The organism is Bradyrhizobium tunisiense, assembly GCF_042263385.1.
GTDB lineage: Bacteria > Pseudomonadota > Alphaproteobacteria > Rhizobiales > Xanthobacteraceae > Bradyrhizobium > Bradyrhizobium tunisiense.
On the sequence record NZ_JBHLEV010000006.1, the window covers coordinates 334,950 to 348,716 of the forward strand.

The 13,767-nt window shown below is 65.0% G+C and carries 12 protein-coding genes; 10 read left to right on the forward strand and 2 right to left on the reverse strand.

Annotated elements, in window-relative coordinates; all coding sequences use genetic code 11:
* The first annotated feature begins 47 nt into the window (after positions 1 to 47).
* The 3 genes from kdsA to glsA all read left to right on the forward strand — a co-directional run bounded on the left by kdsA (position 48) and on the right by glsA (position 4,083).
* On the forward strand, positions 48 to 896 hold the full coding sequence (kdsA, locus tag ACFDR6_RS26220) for a 3-deoxy-8-phosphooctulonate synthase (RefSeq protein ID WP_317239362.1): 849 nt from the start codon (positions 48 to 50) through the stop codon (positions 894 to 896).
* The gene (locus ACFDR6_RS26225) at positions 896 to 2,119 is read left to right on the forward strand and encodes an MFS transporter (protein ID WP_375859994.1); all 1,224 of its coding nucleotides are present in this window, start codon (positions 896 to 898) and stop codon (positions 2,117 to 2,119) included. Before kdsA ends, ACFDR6_RS26225 begins: the two co-directional genes overlap by 1 nt.
* Positions 2,120 to 2,208: 89 nt before the next feature.
* The gene (gene glsA / locus ACFDR6_RS26230) at positions 2,209 to 4,083 is read left to right on the forward strand and encodes a glutaminase A (RefSeq protein ID WP_375859996.1); all 1,875 of its coding nucleotides are present in this window, start codon (positions 2,209 to 2,211) and stop codon (positions 4,081 to 4,083) included.
* Positions 4,084 to 4,149: 66 nt separating this feature from the next.
* Here the strand turns inward: glsA and queF are convergent, their stop codons facing one another.
* Positions 4,150 to 4,602 carry a preQ(1) synthase gene (gene queF / locus ACFDR6_RS26235; protein ID WP_212090232.1) on the reverse strand — a complete coding sequence of 151 codons (453 nt, stop codon included), beginning with the start codon at positions 4,600 to 4,602 and terminating at the stop codon, positions 4,150 to 4,152.
* A gap of 50 nt (positions 4,603 to 4,652) precedes the next feature.
* Positions 4,653 to 5,630 carry a Vgb family protein gene (locus ACFDR6_RS26240; RefSeq protein ID WP_375859997.1) on the reverse strand — a complete coding sequence of 326 codons (978 nt, stop codon included), beginning with the start codon at positions 5,628 to 5,630 and terminating at the stop codon, positions 4,653 to 4,655.
* Between the two features lie 176 nt (positions 5,631 to 5,806).
* On the opposite strand from ACFDR6_RS26240, the gene eno reads away from it, so the two are divergent.
* From eno to adh, 7 genes are all read left to right on the forward strand, one after another.
* Positions 5,807 to 7,090, forward strand: coding sequence for a phosphopyruvate hydratase (gene eno / locus ACFDR6_RS26245; protein ID WP_375859998.1), 1,284 nt, complete (start codon positions 5,807 to 5,809; stop codon positions 7,088 to 7,090).
* Positions 7,091 to 7,134: 44 nt separating this feature from the next.
* Positions 7,135 to 8,268, forward strand: a complete 1,134-nt coding sequence (locus ACFDR6_RS26250) for a zinc-binding dehydrogenase (RefSeq protein WP_212090241.1) — start codon at positions 7,135 to 7,137, stop codon at positions 8,266 to 8,268.
* Between the two features lie 118 nt (positions 8,269 to 8,386).
* Positions 8,387 to 9,385, forward strand: coding sequence for an MBL fold metallo-hydrolase (locus ACFDR6_RS26255; RefSeq protein ID WP_375860000.1), 999 nt, complete (start codon positions 8,387 to 8,389; stop codon positions 9,383 to 9,385).
* A gap of 178 nt (positions 9,386 to 9,563) precedes the next feature.
* On the forward strand, positions 9,564 to 10,115 hold the full coding sequence (locus ACFDR6_RS26260; protein WP_212090247.1) for an NADPH-dependent FMN reductase: 552 nt from the start codon (positions 9,564 to 9,566) through the stop codon (positions 10,113 to 10,115).
* Between the two features lie 155 nt (positions 10,116 to 10,270).
* Positions 10,271 to 10,588, forward strand: a complete 318-nt coding sequence (locus ACFDR6_RS26265; RefSeq protein WP_212090456.1) for an FtsB family cell division protein — start codon at positions 10,271 to 10,273, stop codon at positions 10,586 to 10,588.
* A gap of 215 nt (positions 10,589 to 10,803) precedes the next feature.
* Positions 10,804 to 11,763, forward strand: a complete 960-nt coding sequence (locus ACFDR6_RS26270; RefSeq protein WP_375860001.1) for a helix-turn-helix domain-containing protein — start codon at positions 10,804 to 10,806, stop codon at positions 11,761 to 11,763.
* A 317-nt stretch (positions 11,764 to 12,080) separates the two neighbouring features.
* The gene (gene adh / locus ACFDR6_RS26275) at positions 12,081 to 13,598 is read left to right on the forward strand and encodes an aldehyde dehydrogenase (protein ID WP_212090256.1); all 1,518 of its coding nucleotides are present in this window, start codon (positions 12,081 to 12,083) and stop codon (positions 13,596 to 13,598) included.
* The last annotated feature ends 169 nt before the right edge of the window (positions 13,599 to 13,767 follow it).

Below are 13,767 nucleotides of genomic sequence, written 5' to 3' on the forward strand. Positions count from 1 at the left end.
TCCGACCCCCATGGCGGCTATGGTCGCGGCGAAACGAGGGATTTGCCTTGAGCTCTTCGCATTCAGCGGCACCGGTCGTTACCATTGGCACGGTCAAGTTCGGCAACGATCTGCCGATTGCGATCATTGCGGGACCCTGCCAGCTCGAAAGCCGCCAGCATGCGTTGGAGGTCGCCTCCGCGCTCAAGGAGATCGCCGCGCGGCTGAACATCGGCCTCGTCTACAAGACCTCCTTCGACAAGGCCAATCGCACCAGCGCATCCGCTGCGCGGGGGCTGGGCCTTTCGCAGTCGCTGCCGATCTTCGCGGAGATCCGATCCTCGCTCGGCCTGCCTGTCCTGACCGACGTGCACGATGCCACGCAATGCGCCGAGGTGGCGCAAGCCGTGGACATCCTGCAGATCCCGGCCTTCCTGTGCCGGCAGACTGATCTCCTGCTCGCTGCCGCTGCGACCGGCAGGGTTGTCAACGTCAAGAAGGGGCAGTTCCTGGCGCCATGGGACATGGCGAATGTCGTCACGAAGATCACCAGTGCCAACAATCCGAATGTACTCGTCACCGAGCGCGGGGCGTCCTTCGGCTACAACACGCTGGTCTCCGACATGCGCGCGCTGCCGATCCTGGCGCGCACCACCGGCGCGCCTGTCATCTTCGATGCCACCCATTCGGTGCAGCAGCCGGGCGGGAAGGGGACGTCCTCGGGCGGCGAGCGCGAATTCGTGCCGGTGCTGGCGCGCGCGGCCGTTGCGGTCGGCGTCGCCGGCGTCTTCATCGAGACCCATCCCGATCCTGATCGTGCGCCCTCCGATGGCCCCAACATGGTGCCGCTGCGTGAGTTCGAGGGCCTGATCGCCAGGCTGATGGCGTTCGACGCGCTGGCAAAGAACCCGCGCTGATGCAGCAAGGCGAGGCACGGCCGCAAGATCACGGCTTGCCGACAGCGCTTTACGTCATATCAGGCGCGAGCTTTGCCGCAGCGCTGTCGGCGCGCTCGCTCGATCCGGTGCTGCCGCATGTCGCCGAGGATTTTGGCGTCAGCATCGCGACCGCCGCGGGCTTTGCCGCGGTGTTCGCCTTCACCTTCTCGATCATCCAACCCATCGTCGGCGCCGCCGCCGATCTGTTCGGCAAGACGCGGCTGATGATCGGCTGTCTCGCGCTGCTCGGCCTTGCCAACATCCTCGGCGCCCTCTCGTCCTCGTTCTCGGTTCTGTTCGCGACCCGCATCCTTGCCGGCATCGGCTCGGGCGGCGTGTTTCCGGTGGCGCTGAGCCTGACCAGCGATCTCGTCGGGCCGGAGAAACGCCAGGTCGCGATCAGCCGTACGCTCGCCGGCGCCATGACCGGCAATCTGCTCGGCGCCTCGGCCTCCGGGCTGATCGGCGATTTCCTGGGCTGGCGCGGCGTGCTGGCGGTGCTGGGCGTGCTCGTCATCGTGGCGTCGATCGCGGTCGCGGCCGGCTTTCACGGCGCCAAGGTCCAGCATCCGCCGAAGACCAGCCTGTCGGCGCTCAAGGCCGGCTATCGCACCATCTTCACCAATCCGAACGCCTATGTCTGCTACTCGGCGGTGTTCATCGAAGGCTGCTGCGTGCTCGGCCTGTTTCCCTACATCGCCTCGTTCCTGTTCGAACTCGGGCAGACCTCGCTGTCGATCGCCGGCATCGTCATCGCGGGCTTTGCGGTCGGCGGCCTGTTCTACACGCTGACCGTGTCGCGCCTGCTGCCCTGGCTGGGCGTGAAGGGCATGATGATCTCCGGCATGACGCTGGTGGCCTCGCAGCTCATTGCCGTCGCCTTTGGGCCACGCTGGGAAGTGCAGGCCCTGAATCTCGTCGTGATGGGGTGGGGCTTTTACATCGCCCATGGTTGTCTGCAGGTCTTCGCCAGCGAGCTTTCGGTCGAGGCGCGTGCGACTGCGCTGTCACTGCATTCGTTCTTCTTTTTCATGGGGCAGACGGTGGGGCCGCTCGCCTATGGCTTCGGGCTCCAGCACGCCGGCAAGATGCCGACGCTGTTCGCGAGCGCAGGGATCATGGTGGTGCTGGGCGTCGTCTGTGCCCGGCTGCTCAAGCAGCGCGCGCCGGCGGACGCGCGCGGAGGTCCAGGCAGCCCTTGAACGGGGCGTCGCCCCCACCAGGACACCGTCGATCGCGTATGCATGGCACACGAATTGCTTTTAATCTGGGCAAATCGAGGTGTGAGACCGTGGATGCGCAGCCCGACCGTTTGCCCAGCTCAGCAGGTACGCCTGGACCGACCGGGTATCCCACCAGGCCCCCGCTTAGCCGTTTCCTGACCAATTGCCACGAGGAGTTCAGGCTCGATCATTCCGGCCTGCTCGCCGACTACATCCCCGAGCTGACGCGCGCCAACCCCAATCATTTCGGCATCGCGCTCGTCACCATCGACGGCCATGTCTACGAGGTTGGCGACAGCGCGGTACCGTTCACGATCCAGTCGGTGTCGAAGGCGTTCGTCTTCGCGCTGGCGCTGGAGATGGTCGGCGAAGAGCGTGTCGCGGCCACCATCGGCGTCGAACCGAGCGGCGAAGCGTTCAATTCGATCCGGCTCACCAACGACAACCGGCCCTTCAACCCGATGGTCAATGCAGGCGCCATCGCCTGCTCGGGCCTCATCTACGGGATGGACGGGAAGGGCGCCTTCGAGCGCGTTCACGCCAAGCTCAGCGAGTTCGCTGGCCGCCAGCTCGGCGTCGATGATGCCGTTCATGCCTCGGAGACGGCGACCGGTAATCGCAACCGTGCCATTGCCTGGCTGCTCCGGAACTACGCGGTGCTGCCTGACGACGTCGACGCCGTGCTCGACGTCTATTTCCGCCAATGCGCCATTCTCGTCACCGCGCGCGATCTGGCGGTGATGGCGGCAACGCTCGCCAACCGCGGCATCAATCCGGTGACGGGCGTGCGGGTGATCACGCCGCACATTGTCGCGCGCACGCTGTCGGTGATGACGAGCTCGGGCATGTACGATTATGCCGGCGAGTGGACCTATCGCGTGGGCATTCCCGCCAAGAGCGGCGTCGGCGGCGGCATCGTCGCGGCGCTGCCCTCGCAGCTCGGGCTCGGCACCTTCTCGCCGCTGCTCGACGATCATTTCAACAGCGTGCGCGGCCTGAAGGTCTGCGAAGCGTTGTCGGCGCGCTACGATCTGCACATGCTGAACCGCAACGCCGACGTTCGTACCAGCATCATGGCGGACTACGACATCTACGGGATCTCCTCGCGCCGCAGCCGCCAGCCGCACGAGCAGCAGATTCTCGACGACCGCCACAGCGACGTGCGTGTGCTCGAACTGGTCGGCGCGATGAATTTCGCCACCATCGATTATGTGACGCGAAAGCTCAACAGCGATCCGCCGGACGCGCCGTTTCTGATCATCGATTTCCGCCGCGTGCCCGACATCACTGCGGCGGGTGCCGAACTGCTGGGCGAGACGCTGACCGCACTCGGTCATGGCGGCGTCTTTACGATTCTGTCGGGTCTGGAGGAGACCTCCGCGGTCTGGCGCGCGATCTCCGCCCGCGCCGCGGATTCGCGCCGGCTACGGCGCTTCACGCTGCTCGACGATGCCATCGAATGGGCCGAGGACCAGGTGATCTATCGCTTTGGCGGCTTCACCGACGTGAAGGAGAGTACGCATCTTCACGAGCAGGCGCTGCTCGCTGAGCTCGACGCCGACGAGATCGCCGCCATCGTCAAGCTCTCGACCGCGCGGCGTTACGCGGCTGGCCAGCGCATCATCGCGGCCGGGGAGCCCGCAAAGTCGCTGTTCTTCCTCGAGAGCGGCATGGTCAGCGTGAAACTGCCGAGCGGTGTGAGGCTCGCTTCCCTCGGCCCCGGCATGGAGTTCGGCGAGATGGCGATTCTGGAGGGACGCCGCAGCGCCGATGTCGTCGCCGATACGCCCGTCGCCTGCCTCGAACTGCCGCTGGACAGCTTTGCCGATTACCGCCGCCTGCACCCGGAGACGGCATTGAAGATCATGCGCAATCTCGCCGCGATCCTGGCGCGCAGGCTGGTGTTGGCGAATGCGAAGGTGGATTTGCTGAGCGCCTATTGATTGGCGATCGATGCCGATGCCTGTTCCCCGGATGCAGCGCCGCACCGTCGGGGACACAAGAGAGGCTTAGCCGCGTCCGCGATAGGGCGCGACGCCTTGCTCGGGCACCCACAGGCCCTTCGGCACGCGGCCGGTCTGCCAGAATACGTCGATCGGAATGCCGCCGCGCGGATACCAGTAGCCGCCGATGCGCAGCCATTTCGGCTTGATCTCGGAAGCGATGCGCTTGCCGATCATCACGGTGCAGTCCTCGTGGAAGGCGCCGTGGTTGCGGAAGCTCGCGATGTAGAGTTTCAGCGATTTCGACTCCAGCAGCCACGGGCCCGGCGCGTAGTCGATCATCAGATGCGCGAAATCCGGTTGCCCCGTGACCGGACAGAGCGAGGTGAATTCCGGCACGGTGAAACGCACCAGATAGTCGGTGCCCTTCTGCGGATTGGGCACGCGGTCGAGTTGGGCCTTCTCCGGTGTATCCGGCCACTCGACCGCGCGGCCGAGCTGGAGGGAGTTTTTCGCCATCGTCGTCACATCCTGTTTCAATGCCGGGATGGACGCAAATGCCGCTGTCGTCAACCGGCGGCGATGGTCTGGATCATGACGATCCGGTCGTTACCGGACTCGCAGCCCCAGAGCTCGCCCGGCCTGCCGTCGAGCTGGCGGACGGCGGCATTGGCCTTGTCGCTGGCGAACACGTCGAATTTCTCCGTGGCAGGATCGAAGCGAAGAATCGCGTTGGCGGAGAAGTCGGTCAGCCAGACCTTATCCTTGTCGTCGACAAAAACGGCGTAGGCGCGGGGGCGTTCGCCCGGCAGCTTCCAGGTGTTCCACGAGCCATCGGCGGGATCGTGCACGGAGACGTGGCCGCTGTTCCATTCGCTGACCCAGATCCGGCTTTTCGAGTCCGACCACACCCGCCGCGCGCCCTGGTTCGTTGTCGGCGGCTCGACCATTGCGACATCACCCGTCGCGCGATCGATCTTCGCGATGTAGCTGCCGGCGAGCGAGGCGTACCAGACATCGCCCTTGGGCGTCACGGTGATGCCGTAGGGGCCGACGCCCTTGGGCGCCCTGAACACAATCATTTCGCCGGACTTCGGCGCGAGGCGGCCGTAATAGCCGGACTGGCCGGTGAACCAATAGATGCCTTCCTGGTCGAACACGCCGGTATTGAGGTTGGCGTAGGCGAACTTCTCCGGCAGGCGGAACAGGGTGACCTTGAGATCGCCGGGATCGACACGCGCAATCGCGTTCTGGCCGCCCTCGGTGATCCACGGCGCGCCGTCGGGGCCGATGGTCACGCCATGGGGAGCCGCGCCCGGACCGAGGCCGACCGTCTTGAAACGGCCATCCCGGGGATCGAGCCTGCCGAGCAGGCCCTTGCCCTGCGCCGTGAACCAGACCGAACCGTCAGGGGCGGGCGCGAGATCGTGCAGGCCGATGCCGGCACTGATCGGGTAATATTTTGTCCGGAACGGACCGTCCTGGGCAAAACCTGGGCGGGCCACCAACAGGGCGGCACTCGAAGCGAGAAACTGGCGGCGATTCATGGCGTTACCCCGGCTGGTTCAGATTGAGGTTGGACGCGCAAATCAGTCGCGTTCAAGCTTAGCCCCGGCCGCTTCACGCGTCAGTCGAAGCCAACCGTCCAAGCGTTCACATTTGCTTACGGCCCGTGTAAGACCCGCGGCGAACCGATCAAACCTAACGAACGGAAGTGCACATCATGACCGCCATCATCGACATCATCGGCCGCGAAATCCTCGATAGCCGGGGCAATCCCACCGTCGAGGTCGATGTCGTGCTGGAGGATGGCGCGCTCGGCCGCGCCGCCGTGCCGTCGGGCGCATCGACGGGCGCCCATGAGGCGGTGGAACTGCGCGACGGCGACAAGGCTCGCTATCTCGGCAAGGGCGTCACCAAGGCAGTCGGTGCCGTAAACGGCGAGATCTTCGAGGCCCTGAGCGGCCTCGACGTCGAGCAGCAGGCCCAGATCGACCAGATCATGATCGACCTCGACGGCACGCCCAACAAGAGCCGGCTGGGCGCCAACGCCATCCTCGGCGTCTCGCTCGCCTGCGCCAAGGCCGCGGCGAACTCGCTCGACATGCCGCTCTACCGTTACGTCGGCGGCACCTCGGCGCGCCTGTTGCCGGTGCCGATGATGAACATCATCAACGGCGGCGTTCATGCCGACAACCCGATCGACTTCCAGGAATTCATGATCCTGCCCGTCGGCGCGTCGTCCTTTGCCGAGGGCCTGCGCTACGGCGCTGAGGTCTTCCACACGCTGAAGTCCGAGCTGAAGAAGGCCGGCCATAACACCAATGTGGGCGACGAGGGCGGTTTTGCCCCGAACCTGCCATCGGCCGATGCCGCGCTGGAGTTCGTCATGAACGCCATCGGCAAGGCTGGCTTCAAGGCGGGAAGCGACATTGTGCTCGGCCTCGACTGCGCCTCGACCGAGTTCTTCAAGGACGGAAAATACGTCTGTGAAGGCGAGGGCAAGACCCGCTCGATCTCCGAGCAGGCCAAATATCTTGCCGACTTGGTTGCGCGCTATCCGATCGTCACCATCGAGGACGGCATGTCGGAAGACGACATGGACGGCTGGAAGGAGCTCACCGACCTCGTCGGCAAGAAGTGCCAGCTGGTCGGCGACGATCTCTTCGTCACCAACGTCAAGCGCCTCGCCGAAGGCATCAAGGCGGGCCGGGCCAACTCGATCCTGATCAAGGTCAACCAGATCGGCACGCTGACGGAGACGCTCGCCGCCGTCGAAATGGCGCACAAGGCCGGCTACACCTCGGTGATGTCGCACCGCTCGGGCGAGACCGAGGATTCCACCATCGCCGACCTCGCGGTCGCCACCAATTGCGGCCAGATCAAGACCGGCTCCCTTGCGCGTTCCGATCGCACCGCCAAATACAACCAGCTCCTGCGCATCGAGCAGCAACTCGGCAAGCAGGCGCTCTATGGCGGCAAGGCGGCACTGAAGGCGCTGGCATAAGCCAGCGTCACCGCGCGAAGAACTAAGGACAGGGGAGGATCGACATGAGCGACGGCAAGACCGGACTGCAATTGCGTTCGCTGTTGAAGAAGAGCGGCGAGCTGGAATTGTCCCTCGTGAATGTCCCGACACCCGAGCCCGCCGACGACGAGGTCGTGGTTCGCGTCGAGGCGACCCCGATCAACCCGTCCGACCTCGGCCTCCTGATCGGGCCCGCCGACATGTCGGCTGCCAAGGCCTCCGGTACGAAGGAGATGCCGGTCATCACTGCGACCATGCCTGAGGCCGCGATGCGGATGATGGGAGCCCGGCTCGATCAGTCGCTGCCGGTCGGCAACGAGGGCGCCGGCACGGTGATCGGGGCCGGATCCTCGGATGCGGCCAAAGCCCTGATGGGCAAGACGGTGTCGATGATCGGCGGCGCGATGTACACGCAGTACCGCGTGCTGAAGGTCCGCGACGTCATGGAGCTGCCGGCGGGCACCACGGCCGCCGACGGCGCATCCTGGTTCGTCAATCCGCTGACTGCGCTCGGCATGACCGAGACGATGCGGCGCGAGAACCACAAGGCGCTCGTGCACACCGCCGCTGCGTCCAATCTCGGCCAGATGCTCAACAAGATCTGCATCAAGGACGGCATCGGCCTCGTCAACATCGTCAGGAGCAAGGAGCAGGCCGAGATCCTGCACAAGATCGGCGCCAGGCACGTCGTGGATTCCAGCGCGCCAGGCTTCATGGACGATCTCACCAATGCGCTGGTCGAGACCGGCGCCACCATCGCCTTCGATGCCATCGGCGGCGGCAAGCTGGCGAGCCAGATTCTGACCGCCATGGAAGTCGCGGCCAACAAGACCGCGAAGGAATACAGCCGCTACGGCTCCAACGTGTACAAGCAGGTCTATATCTACGGTAGCCTCGACACGCGTCCGACCGAGCTGAACCGCTCGTTTGGCCTGAGCTGGGGCGTCGGTGGCTGGCTGCTCACCCCGTTCCTCCAGAAGATCGGCCCGGCCGAGATCGGTCGTCTGCGCCAGCGCGTCGCGTCCGAGCTCAAGACCACCTTCGCCAGCCATTACACCAAGGTGGTGTCGCTGCCCGAGGTGCTCGATCCCGCCAACATCGCGGTGTACGCCAAGCGCGCCACGGGCGAAAAATTCCTCATCAACCCGAATAAATAATCGTGATCTGCGACCGCAGGTCACCGAAGGAAGGTCTTGCCTTCTGAGCGAGGCGGGAGATTATTCCGCCGCCATTTGAACGCGGAAAAGCCGCGGGGCGCTCAGAAGGGACCTCTTCATGACTGATTTGAATCGCCGCCACCTGCTTGCAGGCGCCGCCGCGACGGGCGCGGCTGCCTTGACCGGGCTTGGGCCCATCACCGCCAGGGCCGCAGCGCCGCAAGCGGGGACGCAGGCGCCGGGCTTCTATCGCTACAAGGTCGGCAGCTACGAGTGCACCTCGATCAATGACGGTGCGCGCACCTTCCCGATGCCGGACAAGTTCGTCGTCAATCTGTCGAAGGACGAAGCGCTGGCCGCAGGCGAGGCGGCCTACATGCCGAAGGGCATGGTCACGATCCCGTTCAACCCACAGCTCATCAATACCGGCTCCAAGCTGGTGCTGATCGATACCGGCAACGGCATTGCCAATTTCGAGGCGAGCAAGGGCGCCGTCGGCCGCACATTGCAGAACCTCCAGGCTGCCGGCGTCGACCCCAAGAGCGTCGACGTCGTGCTGCTGTCGCATATGCACGGCGACCACATCAACGGCATCCGCCTGGCCGACGGCGCCCTGGCCTTTCCGAACGCGGAGGTCATGGTGCCCGGCAAGGAGTGGGAGTTCTGGACCAGTGAGGACAACGCCGCCAAGGCCGAGTCCAATCAGGGGCTGAAGAACAATTTTGCCAACGTGAAGAAAACCTTCGCCGGTCTCGAGTCCAAGGTGACGAAGTACGAGTGGGGCAAGGAGGTCGCGCCGGGCATCACCTCCATCGCAACGCCGGGCCACACGCCCGGCCACACCTCGTTTGCGGTTGCATCGGGCAATTCCAAGGTGCTGATCCAGTCCGACGTCACCAACATCCCGGAATTCTTCCTGCGCAATCCGGACTGGCACGTCGCGTTCGACATGGATGCTGCGATGGCGCAGGAGACGCGTCACAAATTCTACGACATGGCGGCTGCGGAGAAGGCGACCGTGGTCGGCTTCCACTTCTCGTTCCCGTCGGTCGGCCATGTCGAGAAGGACGGCGCCAAGTATCGCCTGATCCGGGCGGCGTGGAATCCGACGCTCTGAGCGGGGTCAGTATCCGTGCGCAAGGATCGGGCCGCCCCTTGGCGGCCCGAATTGTCTGAACCATCTGCTTTCGCGAAACGCTACGTTTCCAAATCGGACCGGTTCATGCACTTGCATCCATCGGTCCGGATCGCTTAAGTGCCATCACGCATTTCCCTCAAGGTTTCAAGGACACCTCATGGCCTACAACGTCGTCACGATCGCCGGCAGCCTGCGCAAGGAGAGCTTTTCGCTGAAGATCGCCAACGCGCTCGCCAAGCTTGCGCCAAGCTCGCTCAAGCTCGAGGTCATCACGCCTGCGGGCATCTCGTTCTTCAACCAGGACCTCGAAGGCGCGCCGCCCGCGGACTGGCTGGCCTTCCGCGACAAGCTCCAGAAATCGAACGGCGTCCTGTTTGTCACCCCCGAATATAATCGCTCGATCCCGGGCGTCCTCAAGAACGCCATCGACGTCGCCTCGCGCCCCTATGGCAAGAGCTCGCTCCTCGGGAAGCCGGTCGGCATCGTCTCGAACTCGCCGGGCCCGCTCGGCGGCGTCAGCGCTGCGAAGCATCTGCAGAACATCCTGCCGGGTATTTCCGGCTCGCTGCTCCAGCAGCCGGAAATCTATCTCAACGCCGTCGGCGATGCGTTCGACGCGAACGGAGAACTGACCAAGGACTCCCTGAAAACGGTGCTGCAGCAATACATCGACGCCTTCGCCGCGCACGTGGCGAAACATCAGGGCTGAGCCCGTACTCTCTCCGTCATGGCCGGGCTTGTCCCGGCCATCTACGTCTTTGCCCACGCACCGAAGAACGTGGATGCCCGGGACAAGCCCGGGCATGACGACGGGAGTGGCCTGGAATTAGCACTCCCTTAACCAACTTGTCCCATCTTCCCAAGATGGTCTCCCGCGCGCGTCTGAAATCGATTCTGACCGGCCTTGCCCTCTACGCGATGGCGATCGCCATCGTCGGCTATTTCGGCGTCAACGCCTATACCGGCAAATACGGCCTCAACGCCCGCCAGGAACTCGACCAGGAGATCATCGCGCTGACCAGCGAACTGGCCCAGCTCAAGCGCGAGCGCGCCAGGAGCGAGCAGCGGGTATCGCTGCTGCGCACGTCGAGGATTGATCCGGACATGCTGGACGAGCGGGCGCGCTATCAGCTCGACTATGTCAATCCGCATGACCTCGTTCGGATGATCCCGGCGAAGTAGCGTTTTCCGAAGCTTTCGAAAACTGAGACGAAAGCTGCTGCCGAATCCGCCCTGCCGTGCCATCTCGCTCCTGCGAAGGTCGTAGGCCCCGAACCGGAGTCCGCCTTGACCGCAGCGCCGCAGCGGGCCCATGGCTTCTGTCGCGGTCGCCAAGTTGACGCAGATCAATCAGGCCGCGCCCGCACGTTCTAGTCTGTCACCCGGAGGAGACTGTGATGAATGGGACAATGCCCCGGCATCACGCGGCCCGTGTCGAGGCCGCCATCGCGTCAGGCCAGGCGGCACGATCCGCGCTCGTGGCCTCGTGGCGCCGTTCGTCCCGATTGCATCATCTCGATCCCGGCGGCCGCAGCTCACCGATGCGGCTGACCGATGCCGAGCTGCATCAGGCGCGCGAGCGTGTCGCGCCGCTGCTGGCCGCCGCGCAAGGCGTGATGGACCGGCTCTATCAGGCCGTCGGTGCGAGCGGCTGCTGCGTGCTGCTCGCCGACGGGGAGGGCGTGCCGGTCGATCGCCGCGGCACGGCGGCGGACGACGCGACGTTTCAGTCCTGGGGCCTGTGGACCGGCGCGCTCTGGAGCGAGGAGTACGAGGGCACCAACGGCATCGGCACCTGCCTCGTCGAGCAGCGTCCGCTGACGATCGACCGTGATCAGCATTTCTTCACCCGCAACACGCTTCTGAGTTGCAGCGCCGTTCCGATCTACGACCATGAGGCGGCGCTCGCGGGCGTGCTCGACGTGTCCTCCTGCCGCGCTGACCGGACCGATGCATTCTCCAGCCTGATCGCGCTGGCGGCAGGCGAGGCGGCCAAGCGCATCGAGGCCGATCTGTTCCGCAGGGCCTTCGCCCATGCCCGCATCGTGCTGACGCAAGCTGCGGACGGCCAATGCGCAGGCCTCATCGCGGTCGATGCGGACGATCTCGTGATCGGCGCGACCCGCTCCGCCCGGGTGGCGCTCGGCATTGCCCCCGGCCGGGCGTTGCAGCCGGTGCCCGCGGCCGATCTGCTCGGCGGCGATACCGCGCGCGATCATCTGGCCGGCGGCCAACGCGCCGTGGTGCAGCGGGCGCTGCTCCGCGCCGGCGGCAATGTCTCGGCGGCCGCCAAGGCCCTAGGCGTCAGCCGTGCCACCCTGCACAGGAAGCTGAAGCGGTTCGAACTGAACCACTGAGCCCTGCTGCTTTCCTCGAACTCCGATCTCGTGCCCCGGACGCAGCGCAGCGCGTCGCCCTTGCGACGTGGTGCGCTGCTGAGCGGGGGCCCACGTCTCTGCATCCTCAGGTCTCGGGCTTCTGGGTCCCGGCTCTGCGCGGCAACGCGAAACGCGTTGCAGCGCGTCCGGGACACGATCACCTGTCGCAGAACTGCGACAGGTCGGCCCCGCCATCGTTCCCGCCAGGGCTGACAGAAAACGCCTCCCGCAGCATCGTCCGCGCAAGTCGCGACCACGCGACGAATTGCGCAAACAGCAAACATCGGGAGTGATCAATGAACAAGGTGGAATTCCTCAGCGTCACCAAAGTTCCCTTCGCCGAACGCTACGACAATTTCATCGGCGGCAAGTTCGTCGCGCCGATATCAGGCAAATATTTCGACAACGCCTCGCCCGTGAACGGCCAGATCGTCTGCAAGATCGCGCGGTCCGACGCGCAGGACGTCGAGGCCGCCCTCGACGCGGCGCATGCCGCCAAGGCCGCCTGGGGCCGCACCAGCGTCGCCGAGCGCGCCGCTGTCCTGAACCGGATCGCAGATCGCATGGAAGACAATCTCGAGCGTCTCGCCATCGCCGAGACCTGGGACAACGGCAAGCCGATCCGTGAGACCCGCGCCGCCGACATTCCGCTCGCCATCGATCACTTCCGCTACTTCGCCGGCGTCGTGCGCGCCCAGGAAGGCTCGATCGGCGAGATCGACCACGACACCATCGCCTATCATTTCCACGAACCGCTCGGCGTCGTCGGCCAGATCATCCCCTGGAACTTCCCGCTGCTGATGGCCTGCTGGAAGCTCGCGCCCGCGCTCGCCGCCGGCAATTGCGTCGTGCTCAAGCCCGCCGAGCAGACCCCGGCCTCGATCATGGTCTGGGCCGAACTCATTGCCGACATCCTGCCACCGGGCGTGCTCAACATCGTCAACGGCTTTGGCCTCGAGGCCGGCAAGCCGCTGGCCTCCAGCCCACGCATCGCCAAGATCGCCTTCACCGGCGAGACATCGACGGGCCGCCTGATCATGCAGTACGCCAGCCAGAACCTCATTCCAGTCACGCTGGAGCTGGGCGGCAAGTCGCCCAACATCTTCTTCAACGACGTCACCGCCGAGGACGACGATTTCTTCGACAAGGCAATCGAAGGCTTCGTCATGTTCGCGCTGAACCAGGGCGAGGTCTGCACCTGTCCGAGCCGGGCGCTGGTTCATGCCGACATCTATGACCGCTTCATGGAGCGGGCGCTGAAGCGCGTCGCGGCGATCAAGCAGGGCGACCCGCGTGCGGCCGATACCATGATCGGCGCCCAGGCATCCAGCGAGCAGCTGGCGAAGATCCTCTCCTACATCGACATCGGCAAGCAGGAGGGCGCCAAGGTGCTCGCTGGCGGCGGACGCGCCGAACTCGGCGGCGATCTCTCGGGTGGCTTCTACGTCCAGCCGACGGTGTTCGAGGGCCACAACAAGATGCGGATCTTCCAGGAGGAGATCTTTGGGCCGGTGGTTTCGGTCACGACCTTCAAGACCGACGAGGAAGCGCTCGAAATCGCCAACGACACGCTCTATGGCCTCGGGGCCGGCGTCTGGAGCCGCGACGCCAACCGCTGCTACCGCTTCGGCCGGGCAATTCAGGCCGGCCGCGTCTGGACCAACTGCTACCATGCCTATCCCGCGCATGCGGCGTTCGGCGGTTACAAGCAGTCGGGCGTCGGTCGCGAGACCCACAAAATGATGCTCGATCATTATCAGCAGACCAAGAACCTCCTGGTCAGCTACAGCCCGAAAAAACTCGGCTTCTTCTGATCGGACGGTGCGGAGAGGGCGGCGCCATTTTGGCGCCGTCCGCTCTGAAGGCCGGGATTGGCGTGGCCCAACGTTCCTTGATCCGATCACGAATCTGCGCACGTGCGTGAAGCGCATGGATTTGTTGCCCGATCGGCGCCAAAGATTTTGCAATATTTCGACAACGTTG

Excerpts from the sequence above, each read along its gene's own strand:
- ACFDR6_RS26225 (WP_375859994.1), top strand. The coding sequence starts at position 896 with ATGCAGCAAGGCGAGGCACGGCCGCAAGATCACGGCTTGCCGACAGCG.
- queF (WP_212090232.1), bottom strand. The coding sequence starts at position 4,602 with ATGGCGAAAAACTCCCTCCAGCTCGGCCGCGCGGTCGAGTGGCCGGAT.
- ACFDR6_RS26240 (WP_375859997.1), bottom strand. The coding sequence starts at position 5,630 with ATGAATCGCCGCCAGTTTCTCGCTTCGAGTGCCGCCCTGTTGGTGGCC.
- eno (WP_375859998.1), top strand. The coding sequence starts at position 5,807 with ATGACCGCCATCATCGACATCATCGGCCGCGAAATCCTCGATAGCCGG.
- ACFDR6_RS26250 (WP_212090241.1), top strand. The coding sequence starts at position 7,135 with ATGAGCGACGGCAAGACCGGACTGCAATTGCGTTCGCTGTTGAAGAAG.
- ACFDR6_RS26255 (WP_375860000.1), top strand. The coding sequence starts at position 8,387 with ATGACTGATTTGAATCGCCGCCACCTGCTTGCAGGCGCCGCCGCGACG.
- ACFDR6_RS26260 (WP_212090247.1), top strand. The coding sequence starts at position 9,564 with ATGGCCTACAACGTCGTCACGATCGCCGGCAGCCTGCGCAAGGAGAGC.
- ACFDR6_RS26265 (WP_212090456.1), top strand. The coding sequence starts at position 10,271 with ATGGTCTCCCGCGCGCGTCTGAAATCGATTCTGACCGGCCTTGCCCTC.
- ACFDR6_RS26270 (WP_375860001.1), top strand. The coding sequence starts at position 10,804 with ATGAATGGGACAATGCCCCGGCATCACGCGGCCCGTGTCGAGGCCGCC.
- adh (WP_212090256.1), top strand. The coding sequence starts at position 12,081 with ATGAACAAGGTGGAATTCCTCAGCGTCACCAAAGTTCCCTTCGCCGAA.